This is a genomic window from Novosphingobium profundi (assembly GCF_020524485.1).
Lineage (GTDB): Bacteria > Pseudomonadota > Alphaproteobacteria > Sphingomonadales > Sphingomonadaceae > Novosphingobium > Novosphingobium profundi_A.
The window spans coordinates 205,356-228,865 of the sequence record NZ_JAIVLF010000005.1; the positions used below are offsets into that span (position 1 = coordinate 205,356).

The window sequence follows — 23,510 nt, forward strand, 5'->3', positions numbered from 1 at the left end:
TATAGGGACCATGAACCTCGAAATTCCCGACCAGGTCGATGACCTTGCGACCTATCTCGCAGGCCAGCCGCTTCTTGCGCTCGCGCTGGGCGCCCTGCTGGTCACGATGATTGGCGGCCTCTTGCGCGGTCCGCTGCCGTTCCTCGGCGGCTTTGTGAAAGGCATCGGCAACCTCGGCCTCGTCGCCGCCCTGCTCCTCACAATCGCGCAATTTGCCCGCCTCAACACCGGCTTCGACTTTGCCCTGCCCCAGGTCGGGATCGAGCGGCAAAGCGTCGAAGGGAGCGAAACGCGGGTCGCCATGGCCCCGGACGGACACTTCTGGATCCGCGCCAGCATCAACGGCGTCGAGCGCGACTTTCTCGTCGACACCGGCGCGACCCTGACCGCGCTTGCCCCCGTGACCGCCCAAGCCGCGCAGATCGAGCCTTCGCCCGTCCCGCGCCGGATCGCGATGCGCACGGCCAACGGCACCGTCCCCGCCGAACTGGTCACTGTCGACGAACTGCGCTTCGGCAACATCGTCGCGCGCGATCTCGATGCGGTCGTCGCACCGGGCCTGGGCGAGCAGAACGTGATCGGAATGAACCTCCTCTCGCGCCTTGCCAGCTGGCGCGTTGAAGGGCGCACGCTGATCCTCGTGCCGAACCATCCGCAGCCAGTGGAAGAGGTTTAGTAGAAGGATTCTTTCAAGGGGCCATCGCCCCTTGACCCCAAAATGTGGGACCTCACCTCGCTCGGCCAACGTGGCGCGCTCGACGTGAGGTCGACAGTTCGGGGAGCCGGAGGGCGATGGCCCTCGGAATCACTTCCTTCTTCAGAACTTGTTGTCGCGCGGGAAACCGTTGGGCGGCAGGCGTCCCGCCGCGCCGCGCGCGACCTTCCACATGGCGATATCCTTTTCGGTGCGCGTGCGCCCGGTGTCGCCGCCCATCGTCCAGGAGAGACCCTCTTCCAACTTGAGCGTGGTCACGTCCGCCATGCCCCCGTCGCGGTAGCGCTGAAGCGTTACGCCCTGCCCCTTGGCCATGATCGGCAGTTCGTCGAGATTGAAGACGACCAGCTTGCGGTTGTCCCCCACCACGGCGACGTGGTCGTGCTCGGCCGGGATCTCGCGCACCACGGCCAGCTTGACGCCCGGCTTTGTGCTCATAACCGCCTTGCCCTTGCGGGTTTCCGCCAGGATCTCATCGGTCACCACAGCAAAACCACGGCCCACGTTGGAAGCGAGCAGGAGCTGCCCCTTGGGCTTGTGGGCAAGTGCGGCCACGATCTGCGCCTCAGCGTCGATATCGACCATCGTGCGGATCGGTTCACCAAAGCCGCGCGCGCCCGGCAGCTTGTCGCCACCCAGCGTGTAGAAGCGGCCATTATCCAGCGCGATGAGCAGCTTGTCGGTCGTCTGCGCGTGGAAGACATAGGCCGGGCCGTCGCCTTCCTTGTACTTGAACTCGCTGTCGAGCGCGACGTGCCCCTTGGCCGCGCGTATCCAGCCGCGCTCAGAGAGGATAACCGTGATGGGCTCCTTCTCGATCATCGCGTCCATCGAGAATTCGACCGTGGGCCGCGCCTCGGCAATCGTGGTGCGGCGGCGGCCAAGCTCGGTATCCTCGGCGTAGTCCTTGCGCAGCGTCATCAGGTCGCGCTTGAGGCGCGTACGCTGCCGGGCCGGGCTTTCGAGCAGCTTGGTGAGCTCGTCCTGCTCCTTGAGCAGTTCCTCGTGCTCCTGGCGAAGCTCCATTTCCTCCAGCTTGCGCAAGGAGCGCAGACGCATGTTGAGGATCGCTTCGGCCTGCCGGTCGGTGAGATCGAACTCCGCCATCATCACCGGCTTGGGCTCATCCTCGGTCCGGATGATCTCGATGATCCGGTCCAGGTTGAGGTAGGCGATGATGTAGCCCTCGACGAGTTCGAGGCGCGCGGCGATCTTGTCCAGCCGGTGCCGGGTGCGGCGCTGGAGAATGTCGATCTGATTGACGACCCACTGGCGCAACAGGTCCTTGAGACCGACGACGCCGGGCGTGCGCTGCGCGTCAAGCACGTTCAGGTTGAGCGAGAAGCGGCACTCCAGGTCGGTCAGCCGGTAGAGGCTTTCCTTCAGGAGCTCCGGGTCGACATTGCGGCTCTTGGGTACCAGGACGATCCGGATCTGCTCGTCGCTTTCATCGCGCACGTCTTCCAGGATCGGCAGCTTCTTGTCCGCGATCAGCTGGGCGATCTGCTCGATCAGCTTGCCCTTGGCGAGCATGTAGGGAATTTCGGAAACGACCAGCTGCCATTGGCCGCCGCCCAGTTTCTCGATGCCGGTTTCCTCCCAGTTGCCCGCCTCGTCACGGCCATTGGAAAAGCGCCCGCGCATGCGGAAGGCGCCCTTGCCCGTTTCGTAGGCGTGGGAGATCGCCGCCGCGCTGTCGACGACAAGGCCGCCGGTTGCAAAGTCGGGCCCATGGAAGACTTCCATGAGCTGCTCATGCTCCACCTGCGGGTTCTCGATCAGGAGCATCGTCGCATCGATGATCTCGGCCGCGTTGTGGCTGGGGATCGAGGTCGCCATGCCCACCGCGATGCCCGTTGCCCCGTTCGCAAGCAGGTTCGGGAAGAGCCCCGGGAAGATGTCCGGCTCGCTCTCTTCGCCATTGTAGGTCGGGATGAAGTCGACGGTCCCTTCGTCGAGCCCGGCCATGAGCTGGATCGCGGTCTTGGTCAGGCGCGCCTCGGTGTAGCGGTAGGCCGCCGCGTTATCGCCGTCGATGTTGCCGAAGTTGCCCTGCCCCTGCACCAGCGGGTAGCGCAGCGAGAAGTCCTGCGCGAGGCGGACCATCGCATCGTAGACCGACGCATCGCCATGCGGGTGGTACTTACCGATCACGTCGCCAACGACGCGCGCGGACTTCTTGTAGGCGCTCGCCGGATCGAGCTTCAGCTGCCGCATCGCCCAGAGCAGGCGCCGGTGGACCGGCTTGAGGCCGTCGCGAAGATCGGGCAGCGAACGCGCGGTGATCGTCGAGAGCGCGTAGACGAGGTAGCGCTCGGAAAGCGCGGCGTCGAAAGGCGCATCGACAATGGCGTCGAACGGATCGGAATTGTCGTCGAGAGAAGTCACCATGATGGGCAGGAGCGTAGCAGCGCAGGGCCACTCTCCAAAGCGACAATTCGCCGTTTTCCGCAGGCTTGCGGCGCGCTAGGCTCTCTTGAGAATCAGAATGGAGAGAGAATGCCCCGTCCGACAAGGCCCGTATGGCCGCTTGCGCCTGTTCTTGCTTCGTTTCTGCTGGTCGCTTGCGGTGAGGCGGGCAACCATGGCGCCGGTCCAGGCAGGCCCGACAAGATCACCACGGTAGACATCGGCGAAGAGCCGTCAGGAGAAGCGCCGGAAAGCGGCGAAATCCCCGTCTCGGTTCCGCGGATCGCCTACACGTACCGCTACCAATACCGCCTGCCCGCCGAGCGCATCGCGCAAGTCCAGGCCCGGCAGGCCAGCCTGTGCGACAAACAGGGGCCACAGGTCTGCCGCGTCCTGTCCATGCAGACCGACCTTGGCGAGAACGACTATGCCAGCGGGTCGCTGACACTGGCCGTCGCCGCTCCCCGCGCACGGGCGTTCGGGCAGGACCTGGCCGAACTGGTCAGCGGCCAGGGCGGCGACCAGATCGGCAGCGCGATCGAAGGCGAGGATCTCTCCAAGCAGATCGTCGATACCACCGCACGCCTCAAGGCCCGCCGCCTGCTGCGCGACCGCCTGATGGAGGTCCTCGCCACCCGCAAGGGCTCGGTCGCCGAACTGGTCGAGGCCGAGCGCGGCGTGGCCAAGGTCAATGAGGAGATCGACCAGGCCGAGAGCTGGCTGGCGCAGATGCAGGGCCGGGTCGACTTCAGCGAGATGAACCTCTCCTACATCTCGCGAACGCCGTCGAGCGCTGGGTTTCTTGGACCTATTCGCGAGGCTGTCCGAAACCTGGACACGATCCTGGGCACCGTGATTGGCGCGCTCATCATCCTGGGGGCCATCGGCATTCCGCTGGGCCTCGTGATCTGGGGGATCGTCTGGCTGGTGGGCCACCTGCGGCGTCGCCGGGATAGCTGAGCGGGTCGACGCGGCATTCTCCGATCCGTGGCCGAGGCGCGGCAGGCCGTGCCGAGACCGGGAACGGCACGCGGCGCGGCGGTGTTTGATGAGGGAATGCGAACAGAAAAGGAGGTTACGACATGACCCAGCGCATCCTCATCCTCGCCACCGACGGTTTCGAGCCCTCCGAGCTCACCGGTCCGCGCGATGCCCTTCGCGAAGCTGGCATGGAGGTTCAGATCGCCAGCCCCGAGGCGGGCGAGATCAAGGGCTGGAACCACACCGACTGGGGCGATCCGATCAAGGTGGATCTCGCCCTCGACGATGTGAAGGCAAGCGAGTTCGATGCTCTCGTCCTGCCCGGCGGACGGATCAATCCGGACACCCTGCGCCTCAATTCCACGGCGGTAGAACTGGTTCAGGCGTTCGTCCATTCGGGCAAGCCGGTTGGTGCCATCTGCCACGCGCCCTGGCTGCTGGTGGAAGCGGACGCGGTTCGCGGCAAGACCGTGACGGGCTGGCCCTCGATCCGCACCGACCTTGCCAATGCGGGCGCCAACGTGGTTGACCGCGAAGTGGCCGTCGATGGCAACATCATCACGAGCCGCAACCCCGACGACATCCCGGCCTTCTCGAACGCCCTGATCGAGGCCGTCCGGGTTCCCGCGCAGGCCGCATGACGAGGGCAGCTCCGATAATGTCCTGAAAGCCGCACGGCCGCATCCCTGAACGGGTGCGGCCGTCGCCTTTTTTGCGGTTCAGCCGATCTGCATGTCGCGCGAAACGCCGGGAATACGCACCTCGATCCCGTCGAGATCCTCAGTCAATTCGATCTGGCAGGAAAGGCGGCTGGTTCGCGCGACACCCGCAGCCAGATCAAGCATGTCTTCCTCATCCATCGAGGCGGGCTCGACCTTGTCGAACCACTCATCCGACAAATAGACATGGCAGGTGGAACAGGCCATCTGCCCCTCGCACGTCCCTTCGAGCGGCATGCCCGCGGCCTGGGCCACTTCGAGCAGGCGCGTTCCCGGCTCGGCCTGTGCCGAAACCGTGTTCCCTTCGGTCGTGACGAATTGCACGTTTACCAATTTCAGACTCCCTGCGCCGCCGCAGCGGCTTCTATTTGAGCGCAGGCATCCTCTATGTCCCGTTGCGTACTATATCGCCCGAATCCCAAACGGATAGAGGCTTTGGTCGCACTGTCGGCAAGTCCGAGTGCGCGCAGCACGTGGCTGGGCCTCCCCGAGCCGCTGGCGCAAGCCGAGCCAGCCGAAAAAGCCACTCCGCGAAGATCGGACATCAGCCTGGCTACATCCAAACCCTTGCGATGCAAGTTCAAATTTCCCTTCCAGCGCCGCTCGGCCGAGCCATTGAGATCCCAGTCCTGCAGGGCCGCACGCGCAATATCCCAAAGTCGGCTAATATGCGCCGCATCTTCATCTCGGCTCTTGAGCGCCAGCGCGGCCGCAGCGCCAAACCCTGCGCACAGCGCCGGGCTCAAGGTGCCGGAACGCAGGCCCTGCTCCTGCCCGCCGCCGCGGATCAGCGGGGCGAGATCGAGCCCATCGCGCACCCAGAGCGCACCGATCCCCTTGGGCCCGTACATCTTGTGCGCGCTGATCGCGATCATATCCGCGCCTTGCGGCGGCGCGATCTTGCCGGCTCCCTGCACCGCATCGCACAGGAACAGCGCGCCTGCCGCATGGGCGCGCTGCGCCAGTTCGTCCGCCGGCTGGATCGTGCCGATCTCGTTGTTGACCTGCATGACCGCAACGAGGTCGGTGCCCTCGCGCAGCGACGCGCTGGCAGCCACGCAGCCATCCTCTCCGACCGAAATTTCCTGAACGCCCGGATCGATCCAGCGCGCGGTGTCGAGCACGGCCGAATGCTCGATGGCCGAGACGGCCAGCCGCTTGGCCCCGCTTCCAACCATCGCCAGGTTGATCGCCTCGGTCGCGCCCGAGGTGAAGATCACGCGGCCGCCCGGTGGCAGAAGCGCGGCCACCTGGTCGCGCGCGACTTCCACCGCGGCAGCCGCCATGCGTCCGGGACGATGCGGGCTGTGCGGGTTCGCAAAGCCGCTGGTCTCAGGCCCACCCAGCCAGGGCAGCATGGCCTCGCGCGCCTCGGGCGCCAATGGGGTCGTTGCCTGATAGTCGAGATAGATCATGCGTTCACCTTCGCCCAGGCGTCCGCGAAGGCATCGAGGTCCTCGCGTGTCGTGTTCCAGCCGATACTGACCCGCACCGTACGCCGCGCGGTGTCTTCGTCGATGCCGAAGCCCTTGAGCACCCGGCTCTGCTTGAGGGTGCCCGACGAACATGCACTTCCCGCCGAAATGGCAAAGCCCATGGCATCGAGCCGGATCAGCATGGCGGTTGCCGCAAGCTTGGGCGCCGCGACCGCGAAGATGTGCGAGCAGGCCGTGCCGGGCTGGATCACCTCACCAGATTCGGTAAGGCGGTCGCGGAAGGCAAAGCGTTCCTCCTCGCTCGTCGCCCAGCTTTCGACGCCGCCCGCGTCCAGCGCGGCGGCAAAGGCCATCGCGCCGGGCAGGTTTTCCGTCCCCGCGCGGTAGCCACGCTCCTGCCCGCCGGTCGGCGCCAGCAGCGCAAAGTCGCGCACCAGCAGCGCGCCGATCCCGACGGGACCACCCAGCTTGTGGGCCGAGGCAACGATGAGGTCAGCCTCGGGCAGCGGCGCCTTGCCGGCTGACTGCGAGCAATCGGCAAGTAGCAGCCCTCCGGCAGCCCGCATCGCCTCCAACGCCTCGCTCGCCCCTGAAGGCAGCAGCACGGTCCCTGTCTCGGAGTTGATCGACTGGAGCGCGAGCACGCAGCGCCCCTCCTCACCAAGGTGCTCGGCCAGGGCCTCTGCGTCCAGCTGCCCCCCTGCCATAGGCACTTCAACGGCATCAGACGCGGCACGGAAAACCGCGTCATGTTCGACCGCCGAAACAAGACGCCGCTGCGCCTTCGCACGGCCTAATCCCAGTGCCAGCGCCTCGCTCGCGCCCGAGGTGAAAAGAAGTTCACCGCTCCAGCCCAGCGCCCGCTTCACCCGTTCGCGCGCCTCCTCAAGCGCAGCGCGCGCGGCGCGCCCCTGCTTATGTGGGCTGGAGGGATTGGCCCAGATTTCGGCACCTTCAAGCCACGCGGCGCGCGCCTCGGGCCGCAAGGGGGTGGTTGCGGCATGGTCCAGGTAGACAGGGGAAGAAATTGGCGGCTCCGCTTGTTTTGTCGTGATTGTTTTTGGTACGAATGTTTCTATATAAGCTGCTCTCCCATTTCCACTCCTGCAATCACGGCCCCTTTCCTGCGCGGCCCTTCTTGCCGGAGCCTCAACAAGTCAGGTTCGCTATTCCATGCCCGCAGTGATCTTTCCCGGACCCGAAGGCCGTCTCGAAGGCCGCTTCCAGCCCGCGCCGCGTCCGCGCGCGCCGGTCGCCATGATCCTCCACCCGCACCCGCAGGCGGGCGGCACGATGAACGACCGCATCACGCAGCATCTCTACAAGACCTTCGTGGCGCGCGGCTTTGCCACGCTGCGCTTCAACTTTCGCGGCGTGGGCCGCAGCCAGGGCAGCTTCGACAACGGTATCGGCGAACTCTCGGACGCGGCCGCCGCGCTCGACTGGGTGCAGCAGATCCATCCCGAGAGCTCGACCACCTGGATCGCGGGCTACTCGTTCGGCGCGCTGATCGGCATGCAACTCCTGATGCGCCGCCCGGAGATCCGCGGCTTCATCTCGATCGCGCCGCCCGCCAACATGTACGACTTCAGCTTCCTTGCGCCCTGCCCCGCCTCGGGCATCATCATCCAGGGTGAAGCCGACACGGTGGTAACGCCCAACGCGGTGCAGAAACTGGTCGACAAGCTGCGCACCCAGAAGCACATCACCATCCACCATGATGAAGTGCGCAAGGCCAACCACTTCTTCGAGAACGAAACCGATGACCTGATGAAGTCGGTCAACAACTACCTCGACATGCGCCTCGCGCCGGACTGCCCGATCAAGTAATCGCGCAGCGCCGCACGGACACGCAGAAAGAGGCGTCGCAGGGCTACTGCGGCGCCTCTTGCGTTTCGGCGATACCGGCAAGCGAGCGGCCATCGGGCGTGGGCACGGTGAGGATCGCGACGTTGATCGCCATGATCCCTGCAAGAACGAGCATCAGCACGGCCCGTTTGCGATGACCTGGGCGACGCCAAAGGGCGATACTGCCCAGCACCAGCGCGATGCTGGCGAGGACCATGAGGGAAAGCGCGATAGCCATGGCGAAGCGATAGCCGATCCCCGGACGCCAAGCGAGCCCCGATCCGACCCCGCTTCCCCCGGCCTTTCTTCCCCATCCGCGTTTGACTTGTCCGCCTGTCGGAGCCAGTTTCGCGCCATGACACACCCTACATCGGCCGCAGCGCCGCTTTCCCGTCGCAACGCTCTCCAGATCCTGTCCTGCGGCGTCGCCGCCATGGCCCTTCCGGGCAGCTCCCGCGCGCTTGCCCAGAGTGCTTCCAGCTCGCCCGCCCCAGCCGAGGCGAGCGGCCTTCTCGACACGCTCGCCTGGAATTTCCTCGATCTCAATCCCGGCACGGCCACCAGCCTCGGCGTCGACATCGGGGCGCATGCACCCTTGCGCAGCCGGATGGAGGACCGCTCCCCCGATGGCGTGGCCCGCATGGCCGCCCTGCTGCGGCGCGATCTCGCAGCGGTCTCTGCCGTCGATGAGACCGGCCTCGATCCCGCGACGCGGACCAGTCTGGAAGTCATCAAGAGCGCCTACACGACCTCGCTTGAAGGCTTCGCGCAGCCCTATGGCGATGTGGCCGTGGGCAGCTGGCGCAACACGCCCTACGTCGTCATCCAGAACGTAGGCGCCTATCTCGACACGCCGCGTTTCCTTGACGCGGATCACCCGATCAAGACGCCCGACGATGCCGACGCCTACGTCGCACGCCTTGCCCAGATGGACGACCAGCTCGACGGCGAGTTGGTGCGCATGAAGGCGGCGACCGACAAGGGCCTCGTGCCGCCCGACTTCCTGCTTGACCGCGCCATTGCGCAGATGGAGAGCACGGTCGCGGACGCAGGCAAGGACGGTGGCGGCCTCGTCGCCTCGGTTGCTAACCGCACCGCCTCGTTCGAAGGCGACTGGGAGAAGCAGGCGAAAAGCCTTGTCGCAGGCGATGTGCTGCCCGCACTCCAGCGCCAGCTCGCCGAACTCAAGCGCCAGCGCGGCCTCGCCACCAGCGCACCGGGCCTGCGCGAACGCCCCGGCGGCGCGCAGTTCTATGCCTGGGCGCTCAAGGCCAGCACGACCACGACCATGCTCCCTGAGGAAATCCACAAGCTCGGCCACGAGCAACTGGCCGAACTGCATGGCCGGATGGACCCGATCCTCAACGATCTGGGCTACACGCAGGGCACCGTCGGCGCGCGCATGACCGCGCTGGGCAAGGACCCGCGCTTCATGTTCGCCAAGGGCGATGAGGGCCGCGACCAGATCATGGCCTTCATCCGCCAGCGCATCGACTGGATCACCTCGCAGATGCCGCGCGCGTTTCGCGAGCTGGTGCCGGGTAACGTCGAGGTCCGGCGCCTCCCCCTTGCCGAGGAACCGGGCGCTCCCACGGCCTATGGCGGCGCGGGGTCCAAGGACGGCACGGTGCCGGGCAAAATGTGGATCAACCTGCGCACCACGGACCTTCACCGCAAGTACGACCTGCCCACCCTCGTCCACCACGAGACGATCCCCGGCCACGTCTGGCAGGGCGAATACGCCAACCGGCTGCCGCTGATCCGCTCGATCCTGGCCTTCAACGCCTATTCCGAAGGCTGGGCGCTCTACGGCGAGCAGCTGGGCGACGAGCTGGGCGCCTATGACGATGATCCGGTCGGGCGCCTCGGCTACCTCCAGTCCATCGCGTTCAGGGCCTGCCGCATGGTCGTTGACACCGGCCTGCACTCGCAGGGGTGGAGCCGCGAGGAAGGCATCCGCTTCTTCATGGAGAAGAACGGCAACAAGCGCGAGGAAGTGGTCAACGAGGTCGACCGCTACTGCTCCTGGGCGGGTCAGGCCTGTGGCTACAAGATGGGCCACAACGAAATCAACCGCCAGCGCCTGCGCGCGATTGCCGAACTGGGCGATGCCTATGACCTGCGCGATTTCGACCAGGCCGTGGTCGATGGCGGCAACGTCCCCCTCGACGTGCTGGGCGACAACATCACGCGCTACATCGCAGGTGTGAAGGCCTGACGCCCACGTCCCACGAATCGAAAAGGCCCCCGGGTGCATGTCCGCACCCGGGGACCTTCTTCCATCCGGAAAGCTCTACTTTCGCCCGAATAGCCCTGAGGCAAACCCCGCGATATCGTCCATCGCATCGCCGTCCCCGTCGCGGTCGAGCAACGCCATCACCTGCGGGTTGGAGACGATCTCTCCGGCGAAACGCGCAAGTGCGCTCTCGCCGCCGATGGCGGTGATGATCTGCTGGATGGTGGCAACATCGAGCCCCGTGCGCCCCGCCGCAAGCTCGGCCGTATCGCCCGGTTGCTGGTGCGCCTGGCCGAGCGCGGCCACGGCCTTCTCGGCCATTTCCGGTCGTATACCGAGCTGCCCGGCCAGATTGGCCACATCGACGTTGCCGCCCATCTGCCCCAGTACGCCGTCCAATAGTCCCATGTCTCTCTCCTGATTCTGGCGGGAGGCACCGCGTGCCACCCGCAACGCAAGAAGGCCCCGGATGCCGAAGCGTCCGGGGCCTTCTTCATGTCATAGTTGCTCGCGCGCCTGTCAGGCGGTGACGGGCGCGGCCTGACGGACGCCCTCGTCGACATGCGCTTCGAACTGGGCGAAGTTGTCGATGAACTTCTTGACCAGAACCTGCGCAGTCTTGTCGTACTCGGCGCCATCGGCCCAGGCGCCGCGCGGGTCGAGCAGCGCGGTGTCGACACCGGGCACTTCCACGGGCACTTCAAAGCCGAAGTTGGGATCTTCCTTGAACTCGGCGTTGTTGAGGCTGCCGTCGAGCGCGGCGTTGAGCAGCGCGCGGGTGGCCTTGATCGGCATGCGCTTGATGCCATCCATCGTAGCCATGCCGCCCGACCAGCCGGTGTTGACCAGCCAGCACTTCACGCCGCCCTTGGCGATACGCTCCTTGAGGAGGTTGCCGTAGACCGAGGGGTGACGCGGCATGAACGGCGCGCCAAAGCAGGTCGAGAAGGTCGCTTCCGGCTCGGTCACGCCGATCTCGGTGCCCGCAACCTTGGCGGTGTAGCCCGAAAGGAAGTGGTACATGGCCTGGTCGGGCGTCAGACGCGCGATCGGAGGCAGCACGCCGAAGGCATCCGCGGTGAGGAAGATCACGTTCTGCGGCACGGGGCCCAGGTTCTCTTCCGAGGCGTTCGGGATGAAGTCGATCGGGTAGGCACCACGGCTGTTCTCGGCGAGCGAGTTGTCGTCGAGGTCAAGCGTGCGAGTGACCGGATCGATCACGACGTTTTCAAGGACCGTGCCGAAACGCTTGGTGGTCGCGTAGATTTCCGGCTCGGCTTCTTCCGAGAGACGGATCATCTTGGCATAGCAGCCGCCTTCGAAGTTGAAGACCGCGGTGTCCGACCAGCCGTGCTCGTCATCGCCGATGAGCGTGCGCGAAGCGTCAGCCGAAAGCGTCGTCTTGCCGGTGCCCGAAAGGCCGAAGAAGACCGCCGTATCGCCGTCCGGGCCGATGTTGGCCGAGCAGTGCATCGGCATCACGCCCTTGGTCGGGAGCAGGTAGTTGAGGATGCCGAAGACCGACTTCTTCATCTCGCCGGCATAGGCCGTACCGCCAATGAGGATCAGCTTTTCCGAGAAGTTGACCGCGATCACGGTCTCACTGCGGCTGCCGTGGCGGGCCGGGTCGGCCTTGAAGCTGGGCAGGTCGATGATCGTGTATTCCGGCGCGAAGCCTTCGAGTTCCTCGGCGCTCGGACGCACCAGCAGGGTGCGGATGAACATGTTGTGCCAGGCGAACTCGTTGATGACACGCACCTTGACGCGGTGTTCGGGCTGCGAGCCACCGAACAGGTCCGCGACGTAGAGCTTGTCCTTGTCGCCGACGGCGGCAAGGAAGTCTTCCTTCAGCGCCGCGAAGTGCTCCGGCGTCATGGGGACATTGGTGTTGCCCCACCAGATCGTATCTTCCGTCTCGGCGTCCTTGACGATGAACTTGTCCTTGGCCGAACGGCCCGTGTGCTTGCCCGTCGCGACAACGAAAGGCCCGTCCGCGGACAAGGTGCCTTCCTCGTTTCGGATGGCATGCTCAACCAGGGGCGCGGTGCCCAGGTTCGCGAAAATCTCCGCCTTGGTGGCGATCCCTTGTTTCTCGAGCGGGTAGCTTAGGGAAGCGGTCAATGTCATCTCCTCCAACGTGACACCTCGCCAGACTATCCGGCGATGGCATCATCAATTCCTCCTCAGGAATCGGGATCGCGGATAATCGACACATTCTTTTCCGTCAAATCGACAACAAATGGAACCGCAAAGGGCCGAAACGCGAAAGAAACAGGCCAGATGCCTCAGGTGCCCCTCGCTGCGCGCCCCGTTCCGAAGGTTCGCCACATTGCCAGTCAGGCGTCCAGCGGCTAGGCAGCCTCTTCGCGTTTTGAGAAAGGACCAGGGCACCTGCGATGTCCGTGCCAGCATCCCCGTCCTCCGCTTCCGAGCTCCGCAGCGCCCAGAGCGAGACGCGCCGCCACACGATCGCGCTGGTCGACGATGACCGCAACATCCTGACCACGGTCTCGATCGGGCTTCAGGCCGAAGGTTTTTCCACAAGGGTCTACACCGACGGCGAAACCGCGCTGAAGGCGATCCTCGAGAATCCGCCGGACCTGGCCATCTTCGATGTGAAGATGCCTCGCATGGACGGCCTGGAATTGCTGCGCCATCTGCGCGAGCGCTCCAGCCTGCCGGTGATCTTCCTCACCTCCAAGGACGAGGAACCCGACGAAGCGCTTGGCCTTGCCATGGGCGCGGACGACTATATCACGAAGCCCTTCAGCCAGCGTCTTCTTGCCGCCCGCATCCGCGCCATCCTGCGGCGCAGCGAACTGGTGCGCACAGGGCCAGAGCAGCCCATCCAGGAGAACCTGCCCGAACCCGTCGTGCGCGGGCGCCTCGCACTCGACCCGGCGCGCCACCAGGTGGAGTGGGACGGACAGGCGGTCTCGCTCACCGTCACCGAGTTCCTGATTCTGGAAGCCATGGCGCTGCGCCCGGGCGTCGTCAAAAGCCGCAACCAGTTGATGGACGCGGCCTACAACGACGACATCTATGTCGATGACCGAACCATCGACAGCCACATCAAGCGCCTGCGCCGCAAGTTCCGCGCGGTCGACCCGTCCTTCAATGCTATCGATACCCTTTACGGCGCGGGCTACTCGTTTTCGGACGAACACGCCGCCGGGCCGTCCGCCGGACAGGAAGTGTGACCATGCCCCGACGGACCGCCTGAGCCCATGGCCGAGCGTTCGCACGCCCGTATCGCGGCCTCGCTGCCCGTTCGCCTGGGGCTGTCCTGGCGCGTCTCGCTGACGGCGCGCATCCTCGCGGTCAACATCATCGCGCTCGCACTCATGGCGGGCAGCCTCTTCTACATCGACAGCTACCGCCGCGAACTTCTCGACGAGCGCTTTCGCCTCGCCCGCAGCGAGGCGGAAATCACCGCCCAGGCCCTCTCCGGGGAAAGCCTCGACAGGCAACGCCACCTGATCGCACGCATCGGCACGACGCAGAAGCTGCGCCTGCGCCTCTACGATGCCGATGGCGATCTCGTTGCGGACAGCTTCAAGCTGGCCCCGCCGTCCTACCGCTTCATCGATCCCGACAGCGAGCCCTGGCTCCAGGATGCGGCGCGCCTGCTCGACCAGGGCATGGACTTTCTCCTGGGCGCCCGGCGCATCCCGGCCTACCGTAACCCGCCCGAACAGGCGATCCAGGAATGGCCGGTCGCTCGCGAGGCTCTGTCGACAGGTGAAACGCGCATCGACCAGAAGGCCGCGCCCGACCAGACCCCGGTCATCCTTGCCGCCACGCCGCTCGGCGACAGGGGCGAAATCCTGCTGATGACCCGCAACGCGCGCGACATTACCGAGAACGTGCGCATGGCCCGCCAGACGCTTGCAATCATCGTGGGCGCCGCGCTCGGGATCTCGATCCTGCTCTCGCTGTTCCTCGCCCGCACCATCGTCGATCCCTTGCGCAAGCTCGTTCGCGCCACGGTGCGCGTGCGCCTCGGACGCGAGCGCAGCGTGGTCGTCCCCCGCCTGCCCGACCGGCGCGACGAAATCGGCCTCCTCGCCCGTGCCGTCTCCGACATGACCGGTGCCCTGCGCCTGCGCATCGATGCGGTCGAGCGCTTTGCGGCCGATGTTGCGCACGAACTCAAGAACCCGCTCACGTCGCTGCGCAGCGCCCTCGAAAATCTGGACCGCGTGGAGGATCCCGATCTGCGCCGCCAGCTCGTGACGGTGGCCAACGACGACGTACGGCGCATCGATTTCCTCGTGACCGAGATCGCCGATGCCAGCCGTATCGACGCGCAGCTCAGCCGCACCACCTTCGAGCCGGTCGACATGAACAGCCTCCTGCGCGCCCTTGTCGCCGAGCGCGCCCAGCGCGGCGTCAACGGCGCAAGCGAGGTCGTGATCGCGCAGGCTGGCGCGGGCCCGCTCGTCGTGCCGGGTGACGCCCCGCGCCTCGAACGCGTGCTCCAGAACCTGCTCGACAACGCCGTCTCCTTCTCGCCCGAGAGCGCACCCATCGACGTCACCCTGGAGAGCGTGAAGAGCAAGGTGCGCATCACAATCAGCGACCACGGCCCGGGCATTCCCAAGGCCGCGCGCGAACGAATCTTCGAGCGTTTCCACTCGCTGCGCCCCTCGTCAGAGGAATTCGGCCGCCATTCCGGGCTGGGGCTCTCGATTGCCCGCACCATTGTCGATGCCCATTCCGGGTCGCTCTTTGCAACCGATCGCGACGACGGATTGCCGGGTGGCTGCTTCGTTCTCACCCTGCCCCAATGGCCGAGCGAGTCCGAAGCGTGACCACCGGTGCCTCGCCTTGGTTAGTCCGTCAGGCGACCTGCGTCGCGCGCGAGGGACGCGCCGTTCTCATCGAAGGCCCCTCGGGCACTGGCAAAACCTCGCTCGCGCTCGAGCTGATAGACCGGGGCGCAGTGCTCGTAGGCGATGATGGCGTGGTCCTCGAAAGGCAGGCCGATCATCTCGTCGCCAAGCCCCACCCCCGCACGGCCGGCCTGATAGAGGTCCGCAATCTCGGTATCCTCGACGAACCGTTCTGCGCCGAAGCCCAGGTCTGCCTCCACATTCTTCTGGATAGCAAGGCCCCGCGTTTCATCGAGAAGGCCGAGGGCATCGAGCTGGCGGGGCTGGTCATTCCCTCGCTGCGCCTTTCGCCGTTGAGCGGCCCGATGGCCATCAAGGTCGAACGTGCGCTCGCCGTCCATGGACTGAGGCCCACAACTCGCTGAAAACACGCGCAAGCAAGTCCCGGCAAAATCGGTCGGATAAGACCAAACTCTCCCTTTCCTTTCCGGGCAGAGGAGCGCAAACAGCCCCGATGACCGCAACACCTGAGCCCACCCCCGAGGCCAGCGCACACGGCGCTCACGACACGGGGCCCGACCCGGCGCTGCCCCAGCGTCAATCGGTCCTGCTCGTCACCGGCATGCTGGGCGCTGGAAAAACCACGGTTCTCAGGGTCCTGGAGGACCTTGGCTGGGAAATCATCGACAATTTTCCGATCCGCCTACTCGAAGGCCTTCTCGATGCACCGGGCGAGGCGCAGAGCGATCTTCCCACGCCGCTGGCCATCGGCTTCGATTCGCGCACGCGCGGCTTCGATCCCGAGCGCGTGATCGCCCAGGTAAAAGCCCTTAGTGAACGTCCTGACATCGCGCTGACCACGCTCTTCCTCGACTGCCAGAGCGCCGAGCTCGAGCGCCGCTACAACGAGACCCGCCGCCGCCACGCCCTTGCCGCCGACGCCCCTGTCGCGACCGGCATCCAGGCCGAGCGCGAACTGCTCACACCGCTGCGGCGCTGGGCCGAAGTGCTGATCGACACCAGCGAATTCACCAGCAACGATCTCCAGCGCGTGATTCGCGAAAGATTTGCCGAAAGCGCGACCGAGGGCACGACCCTCACCATTTCCAGCTTTGGATTCGCGCGCGGGATGCCCCCACTCGCCGACCTGGTCTTCGACATGCGCTTCCTCGACAATCCCCATTGGGACCCGGAGCTTCGTCCGCAGACCGGCCAGGACGCGGCCGTTGGCGATTTCATCCGCAGAGACCCGGCTTTTTCCGAGGCATTCAGCCGGATACGCGACCTGCTCCTGCTCTTGCTGCCGCGCTACAAGGCGCAAGGCAAGAGCTACGTTCATATCGCCTTTGGGTGTACCGGCGGGAAACACCGTTCGGTTTTTACCGCGGAACAGATGGCATCGGCCTTGCGCCACTCGGGATTTTCCCCCACATTGCTGCACCGCAACCTGGGCTCACGAGCAGCCGATCTTCTTGAAGGAGAGCCGCGGCGTGATGACAAGCACTAAGATCCGGGTGCAACTGCAGGGTATTCGGAGCGTTTCCTCAACATGATCGGCATGATTCTGGTCACTCACGGCAATCTTGCCGAAGAGTTCGTTCACGCAATGGAACATGTCGTCGGCGATCAGACGGCGGTTGAGACCGTGTGCATTGGTCCCAACGACGACATGGAGCGGCGCCGCGCCGAGATTGCCGAGGCCATCGTAAAGGTGAACAGCGGCGAAGGCGTAATCATCCTCACCGACCTGTTCGGCGGAACACCCTCGAACCTCGCGATCTCGCTGATGGAAGCCGGAACGGTCGAAGTCATCGCCGGGATCAACCTGCCCATGCTGATCCGCCTCGCCAAGGCCCGCGCCTGCATGTCGGTGCGCGACGCCGCCGTGGCCGCGCGTGAAGCGGGGCGCAACTACATCACCATCGCAAGCGAATACCTGGGACAGGATGCATGAACGACTGCCGTGAGACGGTGACCATCGTTAACAAGCGCGGACTTCATGCCAGGGCCAGTGCCAAGTTCGTGAATTACGTCACCGAATTGCCCGCGAGCGTGTCGGTTTCAGTCAGCAAGGATGGCGCAAGCGCGGTGGGCAATTCAATCCTGGGCCTGATGATGCTGGGCGCAGCCAAGGGCGACAGCATTGAAATCGCGTGCACCGGCGACGACGCGCAGTCCGCGCTCGACCGGCTTGTTGCGCTGGTGCGCGACGGCTTTGGCGAAGACCAGGGCTGAGAAGGCGCATCCCGACGTGACGTACCGCCGCACCATCACCGGATTTTCCAATCCGCTCGTCAAGTTCCTGCGCTCGCTGCGCGACAAGAAGCACCGCCGACGTGAGCAGCGCTTCCTGGCTGAAGGCCTGCGCCTGCTGACCGACGCGCGCGAATCGGGCATTCTCCCCGAGATGCTGGTCATGGCGACAGGCCGGGCCGCCCATCCCCTGCTGGACCAGCTTGAAGACGCGGTGACCGCGGCGGGCGGCGAAGTCGTGGAGATGGACCAGGACATCCTTGCCAAGGTGACCGGCAAGGACAACCCACAGGCCGTAGCCGGGGTTTTCGCCGAGTTCGACACGCGGCTTGCCGGGATCGACCGGCAGGCCGCCCCCATCTGGCTCGTCGCGCAAGCGCTGCGCGATCCGGGGAACCTGGGGACGATGCTGCGCACCGGCGATGCGGTCGGGGCTGGCGGCCTCATCCTCATCGACGACTGCGCCGATCCCTTCTCGGTCGAGGCCGTGCGCGCCAGCATGGGCGCGATCTTCACCCAGAAGCTGGCGATGGCGCGCTGGGACGAATTCCAGTCGTGGCTGCGCGAGAGCGAGGGACAGCTTGTCGCGGCCTCGCTGCGCGACCCGACCGACTACCGCAAGGCCCCTTATGCGGCGCCCTGCTTTCTCATGGTCGGCAACGAATCGCAGGGGCTCCCAGCCGAATACGAAGATGCCTGTGACTTGCGGGTCACGATCCCGATGCGCGGGCGCGCGGACAGCCTCAACGCCGCTGTCGCGGGCGCGGTCCTCGCCTACGAAGCGCTCGCCCACCTCGATCCCTGAGCTGGACGGATAGCACCGGCGCTGCTGCGCCTGCCATTTGCGGATAGGACCGTTCATCCCGCTCTCACATGCTGCATGGCACCATGCAGGCATGATTCGAGCTTGTTCCTTCGGCCGCGCGCTGGCAGGCGCCCTTCCCGCGCTGGCCCTCGTCGCCTGCGCGCCGGACACCGAAGGCCAGCACCTCAGCGCCAGCCGCTGGAGCTTTGCCCTGATCGACGGTCAGTCGCCGATGTCGGACGCGGCCGACATGCGCTTCGAGAAGGGGGAAGTGCGCGTTCTCGTCGGCTGCAATCGCATGAGCGGGCCTTGGCGAATTTCCGCCGACCGTCTCGTCGCTGGCCCCCTGGTGCAGACCGAGATGGCCTGCCCTGCCCCAGCCTGGGACCAGGAAAAAGCCGTCGGCTCGCTCCTCGCGTCCACGCCGCGCATCCACGTGAACGAGGAGCGCATGATCCTGCAATCGAGCGGCCACACCGCCGAGCTTATCCGCGTCGAGGACTAGAGCGGTTTAAGATCCAATTGCATCGGATCAACCGCTCTACATCATTGGCTTGACGCATTTTCTAAACCAGCAGATGATCCCATCTGCTTGGAAAATGCTCGAAGCGCGCCTTAGTCCTTTTCGGCCGATGCCAGCGCAGCGGGCGGCTCACCTTCGGGATACTCGGGCAGCGCAGCCTCGATATCGGCAGCGCCGTAGCGCGGCGCGGCCTCGACCCGGGGAGCCTCCTCGATCTCACGCTTGCCGATCTCGATGTGCTTTTCGCGCAAGCGCCGTCCCGACGACAGCACATTGCGCTCAAAGCTGCCAACGAACTTGTTGTAGTTGTTGACTGCCGTTTCCAGCCCGGCGCCCACGCGCTTCATATGCTCGGCGGCCACCGCGATACGGTCGTAAAGTTCACCGCCCATGCGGCCGATCTCGCGCGCTTCACGGGCCAGGCCATCCTGGCGCCAAACCTGCGCGACCGTGCGCGCGATGGCGACAAGGTTCGTGGGGGTGGCCAGGAGAACGCGGTTGCGGAAGGCGAAGTCCCACAGTTCCGGATCGTATTCGAGCGCCGCGGCCACAAAATGCTCACCCGGCACGAACATCACCACATAGTCCGGCGCGTCTTCGAACTGGCTCTGGTAGCTTTTCGTGCCGAGCGTCTGGACATGATTTCGCATCGAGGCGACATGGGCTTTCAGCGCCAGTTCGCGCGCGGTATCGTCCTCGGCCTCAAAGGCCTCCTGGTAGGCGTTGAGCGAGACCTTGGCGTCGATCACCAGCTTCTTCTGACCCGGAATGTTGACGATGGCGTCGGGACGCAGGCGCCCCTCCTCGGTGTCGATCGAATGCTCGGTCACGAAATCGGTGTGTTCGGAAAGGCCGCACTGTTCCAGGAGATTACGAAGCTGCTGCTCGCCCCAGCGCCCGCGCGCCTTGGGGGCATTGCGCAAGGAGTTGCCGAGGCGCTGCGCCTCCTCGCGCACGCGCTCCTGCCCTTCGCGCATCGACTGGATGAGGCCGGTCAGCTGGCCGAAGGAATCGACGCGCTTGGCTTCCAGTTCTGAGACCTGCGCCTCGTAGCTCTGGAGACGCGCGCCCACCGGTTCCAGCAGCGCGCGGATGCGTTCGGCGTTGGCCTTCTCGCTTTCCTCAAATCGAGCCCCAGCCCGGCGCAGGAACGCCTCTTGCGCACCTTCGAGGACCTTGGCGCCTGCATTTTCGAACTCCTTGCGCAGCGCCTCCTGCGCCTCGATCAGAAGGCGCTTCTGCTCATCGAAGTTGGCGGTCTTTTCGCGCAGGGTAGAAAGTTCGTCGCAGGCCTCGCGATAGGCCTCCCGCAGCCTGCCCATCTCGGCATCAAAAGCGCTGCGGGCGGCGTCGTAACGCGCGGTTGCCTCGGCGCGTTCGCGCTCCAGAGTGGCCGAAGCCTCGCCGCGCACACGCTCCAGCTGATCGGCATAGGCACTGCGCTCGCGGGTCAGAGCAGCGGAATATTCGTCCGCCCGCCCCGCACGCGCCTCGGCTCCTGCCAGATCGCGGATCGCGGCGCGGAAGCGCTCTTCCAGTTCATGGAGGGCGCGTTCGCTTTTGGCGAGGCGCGCATTGGCCTGCGCGGCCGGGCGCGAGCCGAAGAACCAGCCGGCACCAAGGCCGACGACGAGTGCAAGAATGGCGGCAAGGATGATGTCCATGCCGCCATTCTAGTTAGAACAATTCAAGAACGCCAGACCTTCCCGGTCCGTTGTCCTCAATCTTGGAGAAATCAGGCCGCGCGGCGCAGCTTTTCCAGCTTGCGCAGCGCCATCTGGCGCTTGAGACGCGAGAGATGGTCGATGAAAAGGATGCCCTCGAGGTGGTCCATTTCGTGCTGCAGGCAGGTTGCCAGCATGCCTTCAATGGCTTCCTCGTGGTGGTTGCCATCGAGGTCCTGATACTGCACGCGGCAGGTCGCGGGACGCTCTACATCGGCGTAGATCTCGGGAACCGAGAGGCAGCCTTCCTGATAGACGCTATGGTCTTCGGACGGGTCGAGGATGACCGGGTTTATGAAGACCCGCGGCTCCTTGAGCGTGGGCTGGTGCGTGTGCTGATGGCCGCCGTGGTTGCACACTTCGGGCTCAGCATCGGGATCGTCGGGCTGGAGATCGATCACGAGGACACGCAGGGGAACGCCGACCTGGATGGCGGCAAGACCGATGCCGGGGGCATCGTACATGGTCTCGAACATGTCTTCGACAAGGGTCTTGAGCTCATCGTCGAAGGTTTCGACGGGCTTGGAGACCTGCTTCAGGACAGGATCGGGAACTTCAAGGATTTCGCGGATAGCCATGTCTTGCAAATAAGCGCAGCCTGCGCGTTTCGCAAGATTGCGATGCCGATCACAGAAATCGTGCCGCCGGTCCCCTCGCTCAGGCGACGGGGCGGCGTGCGCGGATCGCCTGTGCCAAGGTACCCTCGTCCAGGTAGTCGAGTTCGCCCCCTACCGGCAAACCATGCGCCAGCTGGGTGATGCGCACGGGCCGGTTCTCCAACTTTTCAGCAATGTAGTGCGCGGTCGTCTGGCCTTCGAGCGTGGCGTTCATGGCAAGGAGGATCTCGTCGATGCCCCCCTCCTCGATCCGGGCGAGCAGACTGTCGATGGCGAGGTCTTCGGGCCGCACGCCATCGAGCGCGGATAGCCGTCCGCCCAGGACATGGTAGCGCCCGGTAAAGAGATGCGCACGGTCAAGCGCCCACAGATCGGCCACTTCCTCAACCACGCAGAGCGAGCGCTGGTCGCGCCTGGGATCGGCGCAGATACCGCAAGGGTCGCGCGTATCGACATTGCCGCACACACTGCATTCGACCAGCGTTTCGCGCACCGCATCAAGCGCTTCGAGCAGCTGGACGAGCGAACTTTCACGCCGCTTGATGAGCCAGAGCACCGCGCGCCGGGCCGAACGGGGGCCAAGGCCCGGCAAGCGGGCCAGCGCGGCGGTCAGCGTCTCGATCTCTTGCGATGCCATGAGGAGAGAGATAGGGCCTCCCCGGTCCGAGCGGAAGCCCGGCACCACGACGAGCGAGGAAGTTGCCCACAATATGCGTATCATCTTCATGGGAACCCCCGATTTCGCGGTCCCGGCGCTGGAAGCCCTGGCCGATGCGGGCCACGAGATCGTCTGCGTCTATTCGCAGCCGCCCCGTCCCGGTGGCCGCCGCGGCCGCGAACTGACCCCGACGCCCGTCCACAAGGTTGCCGAGATGCGCGGGTTCGAGGTGCGCACGCCGGTCTCGCTCAAGAGCGAGGAGGAGAAGGCCGCCTTCGCCGCGCTCGAGGCCGATGTCGCGGTTGTCGCGGCCTATGGCCTGCTCCTCCCCCAGGCGATCCTCGATGCCCCGCGCCATGGCTGCCTCAACATCCACGCCTCGATCCTGCCGCGCTGGCGGGGCGCTGCGCCCATTCATCGCGCAATCGAAGCCGGAGACCCGACGACCGGGGTCACCATCATGCAGATGGAAAAGGGCCTCGACACCGGCCCCATGCTCGCCACCTTGCGCACCACCATCGATGCCAAGACCACCGGCGAGCTGACCGCGGAACTGGCCGACAAGGGCGCGCATCTCATGGTCGGCACGCTGCGCGAGCTCACCAATCACCGGCCCGTCACCCAGCCCGAAGATGGGGTCACCTATGCGAAAAAGATCGAGAAGGGCGAGGCCCGCATCGACTTCACGCAGGATGCCCAGGCCATCGAACGCAAGGTGCGCGCCTTCATGCCCGCGCCCGGCGCCTTTTTCGAGTTCCAGGGCGAACGCTACAAGATCCACGCGGCCGAGGTCGTCGACGGCACGGGCACGCCCGCCACAACGCTCGACGATGCGCTCACCATCGCCTGCGGCACGGGCGCGCTGCGCGTAACGCGCATCCAGCGCGCCGGAAAGCCGGCCATGGCAACGCAGGACCTGCTGCGCGGCCGTGCGATCCCGGCGGGAACCCAGATCGCGTGACCCGCTTTGCCCTGACCCTCGAATTCGACGGTGCGCCCTTCATGGGCCTCCAGCGCCAGTCGCACGGTCCCTCGGTGCAGCAGTCGGTTGAGGATGCGGCCCATGCCATCACCGGCGAGGACGTCATCATGCATGCGGCGGGACGCACCGATTCGGGCGTCCATGCGCTGGGCATGCGCGCGCACATCGAGATCGCCAAGCCCTTCGATGCCTTTCGCCTGATGGAAGCGCTCAACGCCAGGATGCGCCCCGATCCTGTCGCCGTCACCGCCTGCGAGGTGGTTCCCGACGATTGGCACGCGCGTTTTTCGTGCATCGGGCGCTCCTACATCTACCGCATTGCCAACCGCCGCGCCCCCCTGACTCTGGAGCGCGGCAAGGCCTGGCAGGTCTCGCGCCCGCTTGACGAGTTGGCGATGCACCGCGCCGCCCAGTCGCTCGTCGGGCGCCACGACTTTACGACCTTCCGCTCGGTCCACTGTCAGGCACAAAGTCCGTTGAAGACGCTCGACCGGCTCGACGTGCGGCGCGAAGGCGACATGGTGCTGATCGAGGCCGAGGCACGCAGCTTTCTGCACCACCAGGTACGCTCGATGGTGGGCTGCCTGGCGCTGGTCGGCATGGGCCGCTGGGACGAGAGTGAAGTCGGCAAGGCATTGGCCGCCAAGGACCGGCAGGCGCTTGGCCTCAACGCGCCGCCCGACGGGCTCTACTTCGTGCGCGCCATCTATCCCGAGGCCTGAGCGCTTCGATCGCGCGCTATCCGCACAGCAATAAGCCTTGGTACCAA

25 protein-coding genes are annotated in these 23,510 nt (G+C 65.5%); 15 read left to right on the forward strand and 10 right to left on the reverse strand.

Annotation, left to right across the window (positions count from 1 at the left end):
* Positions 1-10 precede the first annotated feature (10 nt).
* The gene (locus LC060_RS14865) at positions 11-676 is read left to right on the forward strand and encodes a TIGR02281 family clan AA aspartic protease (RefSeq protein WP_226636890.1); all 666 of its coding nucleotides are present in this window, start codon (positions 11-13) and stop codon (positions 674-676) included.
* 141 nt (positions 677-817) lie between these two features.
* Here LC060_RS14865 and parC read toward each other — a convergent pair whose 3' ends face one another.
* Positions 818-3,106: a DNA topoisomerase IV subunit A gene (gene parC, locus LC060_RS14870; protein WP_226636892.1), complete on the reverse strand. Its 2,289-nt coding sequence runs from the start codon at positions 3,104-3,106 to the stop codon at positions 818-820.
* A 108-nt stretch (positions 3,107-3,214) separates the two neighbouring features.
* On the opposite strand from parC, the gene LC060_RS14875 reads away from it, so the two are divergent.
* Together LC060_RS14875 and LC060_RS14880 are read left to right on the forward strand one after the other, a co-directional pair.
* Positions 3,215-4,084: a DUF4349 domain-containing protein gene (locus LC060_RS14875; RefSeq protein ID WP_226636895.1), complete on the forward strand. Its 870-nt coding sequence runs from the start codon at positions 3,215-3,217 to the stop codon at positions 4,082-4,084.
* Between the two features lie 122 nt (positions 4,085-4,206).
* Positions 4,207-4,746 (forward strand): type 1 glutamine amidotransferase domain-containing protein, encoded by a 540-nt coding sequence (locus LC060_RS14880; protein ID WP_226636897.1) that lies wholly within the window; start codon positions 4,207-4,209, stop codon positions 4,744-4,746.
* A gap of 78 nt (positions 4,747-4,824) precedes the next feature.
* On the opposite strand, the gene LC060_RS14885 is transcribed toward LC060_RS14880, so the two are convergent.
* From LC060_RS14885 to LC060_RS14895, 3 genes are read right to left on the reverse strand one after another with little or no spacing between them, the layout of a single operon-like run.
* A complete protein-coding gene (locus tag LC060_RS14885; RefSeq protein WP_226636899.1) occupies positions 4,825-5,157 on the reverse strand; it encodes a 2Fe-2S iron-sulfur cluster-binding protein in 333 nt (110 codons plus the stop codon).
* A 2-nt stretch (positions 5,158-5,159) separates the two neighbouring features.
* Positions 5,160-6,239 (reverse strand): cysteine desulfurase family protein, encoded by a 1,080-nt coding sequence (locus tag LC060_RS14890; protein ID WP_226636901.1) that lies wholly within the window; start codon positions 6,237-6,239, stop codon positions 5,160-5,162.
* Positions 6,236-7,246 (reverse strand): cysteine desulfurase family protein, encoded by a 1,011-nt coding sequence (locus LC060_RS14895; RefSeq protein ID WP_413465124.1) that lies wholly within the window; start codon positions 7,244-7,246, stop codon positions 6,236-6,238. The genes LC060_RS14890 and LC060_RS14895 overlap by 4 nt, the downstream gene beginning before the upstream one ends.
* A 187-nt stretch (positions 7,247-7,433) precedes the next feature.
* Between LC060_RS14895 and LC060_RS14900 the strand changes: the two genes are divergently transcribed.
* The gene (locus LC060_RS14900; protein WP_039393106.1) at positions 7,434-8,090 is read left to right on the forward strand and encodes an alpha/beta hydrolase; all 657 of its coding nucleotides are present in this window, start codon (positions 7,434-7,436) and stop codon (positions 8,088-8,090) included.
* A 43-nt stretch (positions 8,091-8,133) separates the two neighbouring features.
* Here the strand turns inward: LC060_RS14900 and LC060_RS14905 are convergent, their stop codons facing one another.
* Positions 8,134-8,346 (reverse strand): hypothetical protein, encoded by a 213-nt coding sequence (locus LC060_RS14905; protein ID WP_039393103.1) that lies wholly within the window; start codon positions 8,344-8,346, stop codon positions 8,134-8,136.
* Positions 8,347-8,463: 117 nt separating this feature from the next.
* Between LC060_RS14905 and LC060_RS14910 the strand changes: the two genes are divergently transcribed.
* On the forward strand, positions 8,464-10,326 hold the full coding sequence (locus LC060_RS14910; RefSeq protein WP_226636903.1) for a DUF885 domain-containing protein: 1,863 nt from the start codon (positions 8,464-8,466) through the stop codon (positions 10,324-10,326).
* A gap of 75 nt (positions 10,327-10,401) precedes the next feature.
* On the opposite strand, the gene LC060_RS14915 is transcribed toward LC060_RS14910, so the two are convergent.
* Positions 10,402-10,752, reverse strand: a complete 351-nt coding sequence (locus tag LC060_RS14915; protein ID WP_226636906.1) for a hypothetical protein — start codon at positions 10,750-10,752, stop codon at positions 10,402-10,404.
* A 111-nt stretch (positions 10,753-10,863) separates the two neighbouring features.
* Positions 10,864-12,471 carry a phosphoenolpyruvate carboxykinase gene (locus LC060_RS14920; protein ID WP_226636908.1) on the reverse strand — a complete coding sequence of 536 codons (1,608 nt, stop codon included), beginning with the start codon at positions 12,469-12,471 and terminating at the stop codon, positions 10,864-10,866.
* 269 nt (positions 12,472-12,740) lie between these two features.
* Here LC060_RS14920 and LC060_RS14925 point away from each other — a divergent pair, with 269 nt between their 5' ends.
* The 8 genes from LC060_RS14925 (at position 12,741) to LC060_RS14960 (ending at position 18,742) form a co-directional block, all read left to right on the forward strand.
* Positions 12,741-13,544, forward strand: coding sequence for a response regulator transcription factor (locus LC060_RS14925; RefSeq protein WP_226636910.1), 804 nt, complete (start codon positions 12,741-12,743; stop codon positions 13,542-13,544).
* A 27-nt stretch (positions 13,545-13,571) separates the two neighbouring features.
* Complete coding sequence (locus LC060_RS14930) at positions 13,572-15,158, forward strand: sensor histidine kinase (RefSeq protein ID WP_226636917.1); 1,587 nt, start codon at positions 13,572-13,574, stop codon at positions 15,156-15,158.
* Positions 15,155-15,604, forward strand: coding sequence for an HPr kinase/phosphatase C-terminal domain-containing protein (locus LC060_RS14935; protein WP_319005434.1), 450 nt, complete (start codon positions 15,155-15,157; stop codon positions 15,602-15,604). The genes LC060_RS14930 and LC060_RS14935 overlap by 4 nt, the downstream gene beginning before the upstream one ends.
* Positions 15,605-15,693: 89 nt before the next feature.
* Positions 15,694-16,686 (forward strand): RNase adapter RapZ, encoded by a 993-nt coding sequence (rapZ, locus tag LC060_RS14940; RefSeq protein WP_226636921.1) that lies wholly within the window; start codon positions 15,694-15,696, stop codon positions 16,684-16,686.
* Between the two features lie 42 nt (positions 16,687-16,728).
* The gene (locus LC060_RS14945; protein WP_039393093.1) at positions 16,729-17,133 is read left to right on the forward strand and encodes a PTS sugar transporter subunit IIA; all 405 of its coding nucleotides are present in this window, start codon (positions 16,729-16,731) and stop codon (positions 17,131-17,133) included.
* Positions 17,130-17,414 carry an HPr family phosphocarrier protein gene (locus LC060_RS14950; RefSeq protein ID WP_039393091.1) on the forward strand — a complete coding sequence of 95 codons (285 nt, stop codon included), beginning with the start codon at positions 17,130-17,132 and terminating at the stop codon, positions 17,412-17,414. The genes LC060_RS14945 and LC060_RS14950 overlap by 4 nt, the downstream gene beginning before the upstream one ends.
* Positions 17,415-17,430: 16 nt before the next feature.
* Positions 17,431-18,237 carry a TrmH family RNA methyltransferase gene (locus LC060_RS14955; protein WP_226636923.1) on the forward strand — a complete coding sequence of 269 codons (807 nt, stop codon included), beginning with the start codon at positions 17,431-17,433 and terminating at the stop codon, positions 18,235-18,237.
* 91 nt (positions 18,238-18,328) lie between these two features.
* Entirely contained in the window at positions 18,329-18,742 is a 414-nt protein-coding gene (locus tag LC060_RS14960; RefSeq protein ID WP_226636925.1) for an META domain-containing protein, read from the forward strand.
* Positions 18,743-18,852: 110 nt separating this feature from the next.
* Here the strand turns inward: LC060_RS14960 and rmuC are convergent, their stop codons facing one another.
* The 3 genes from rmuC to recR form a co-directional block, all read right to left on the reverse strand.
* Positions 18,853-20,424, reverse strand: coding sequence for a DNA recombination protein RmuC (gene rmuC / locus LC060_RS14965; RefSeq protein WP_226636926.1), 1,572 nt, complete (start codon positions 20,422-20,424; stop codon positions 18,853-18,855).
* A gap of 71 nt (positions 20,425-20,495) precedes the next feature.
* Entirely contained in the window at positions 20,496-21,062 is a 567-nt protein-coding gene (locus LC060_RS14970; protein WP_226636928.1) for a peptide deformylase, read from the reverse strand.
* 79 nt (positions 21,063-21,141) lie between these two features.
* A complete protein-coding gene (recR, locus tag LC060_RS14975; protein ID WP_226637478.1) occupies positions 21,142-21,738 on the reverse strand; it encodes a recombination mediator RecR in 597 nt (198 codons plus the stop codon).
* 73 nt (positions 21,739-21,811) lie between these two features.
* On the opposite strand from recR, the gene fmt reads away from it, so the two are divergent.
* Together fmt and truA are read left to right on the forward strand one after the other, a co-directional pair.
* Positions 21,812-22,720 (forward strand): methionyl-tRNA formyltransferase, encoded by a 909-nt coding sequence (fmt, locus tag LC060_RS14980; RefSeq protein ID WP_226636930.1) that lies wholly within the window; start codon positions 21,812-21,814, stop codon positions 22,718-22,720.
* On the forward strand, positions 22,717-23,463 hold the full coding sequence (gene truA, locus LC060_RS14985) for a tRNA pseudouridine(38-40) synthase TruA (RefSeq protein WP_226636932.1): 747 nt from the start codon (positions 22,717-22,719) through the stop codon (positions 23,461-23,463). The genes fmt and truA overlap by 4 nt, the downstream gene beginning before the upstream one ends.
* Positions 23,464-23,510: the final 47 nt, after the last annotated feature.

Bases quoted from the DNA above. Each gene is read 5' to 3' on its own strand.
- LC060_RS14865 (WP_226636890.1), top strand. From the start codon at position 11: ATGAACCTCGAAATTCCCGACCAGGTCGATGACCTTGCGACCTATCTC.
- parC (WP_226636892.1), bottom strand. From the start codon at position 3,106: ATGGTGACTTCTCTCGACGACAATTCCGATCCGTTCGACGCCATTGTC.
- LC060_RS14875 (WP_226636895.1), top strand. From the start codon at position 3,215: ATGCCCCGTCCGACAAGGCCCGTATGGCCGCTTGCGCCTGTTCTTGCT.
- LC060_RS14880 (WP_226636897.1), top strand. From the start codon at position 4,207: ATGACCCAGCGCATCCTCATCCTCGCCACCGACGGTTTCGAGCCCTCC.
- LC060_RS14890 (WP_226636901.1), bottom strand. From the start codon at position 6,239: ATGATCTATCTCGACTATCAGGCAACGACCCCATTGGCGCCCGAGGCG.
- LC060_RS14900 (WP_039393106.1), top strand. From the start codon at position 7,434: ATGCCCGCAGTGATCTTTCCCGGACCCGAAGGCCGTCTCGAAGGCCGC.
- LC060_RS14905 (WP_039393103.1), bottom strand. From the start codon at position 8,346: ATGGCTATCGCGCTTTCCCTCATGGTCCTCGCCAGCATCGCGCTGGTG.
- LC060_RS14910 (WP_226636903.1), top strand. From the start codon at position 8,464: ATGACACACCCTACATCGGCCGCAGCGCCGCTTTCCCGTCGCAACGCT.
- LC060_RS14915 (WP_226636906.1), bottom strand. From the start codon at position 10,752: ATGGGACTATTGGACGGCGTACTGGGGCAGATGGGCGGCAACGTCGAT.
- LC060_RS14920 (WP_226636908.1), bottom strand. From the start codon at position 12,471: ATGACATTGACCGCTTCCCTAAGCTACCCGCTCGAGAAACAAGGGATC.
- LC060_RS14925 (WP_226636910.1), top strand. From the start codon at position 12,741: ATGTCCGTGCCAGCATCCCCGTCCTCCGCTTCCGAGCTCCGCAGCGCC.
- LC060_RS14930 (WP_226636917.1), top strand. From the start codon at position 13,572: ATGGCCGAGCGTTCGCACGCCCGTATCGCGGCCTCGCTGCCCGTTCGC.
- rapZ (WP_226636921.1), top strand. From the start codon at position 15,694: ATGACCGCAACACCTGAGCCCACCCCCGAGGCCAGCGCACACGGCGCT.
- LC060_RS14945 (WP_039393093.1), top strand. From the start codon at position 16,729: ATGATCGGCATGATTCTGGTCACTCACGGCAATCTTGCCGAAGAGTTC.
- LC060_RS14950 (WP_039393091.1), top strand. From the start codon at position 17,130: ATGAACGACTGCCGTGAGACGGTGACCATCGTTAACAAGCGCGGACTT.
- LC060_RS14960 (WP_226636925.1), top strand. From the start codon at position 18,329: ATGATTCGAGCTTGTTCCTTCGGCCGCGCGCTGGCAGGCGCCCTTCCC.
- rmuC (WP_226636926.1), bottom strand. From the start codon at position 20,424: ATGGACATCATCCTTGCCGCCATTCTTGCACTCGTCGTCGGCCTTGGT.
- LC060_RS14970 (WP_226636928.1), bottom strand. From the start codon at position 21,062: ATGGCTATCCGCGAAATCCTTGAAGTTCCCGATCCTGTCCTGAAGCAG.
- recR (WP_226637478.1), bottom strand. From the start codon at position 21,738: ATGGCATCGCAAGAGATCGAGACGCTGACCGCCGCGCTGGCCCGCTTG.
- fmt (WP_226636930.1), top strand. From the start codon at position 21,812: ATGCGTATCATCTTCATGGGAACCCCCGATTTCGCGGTCCCGGCGCTG.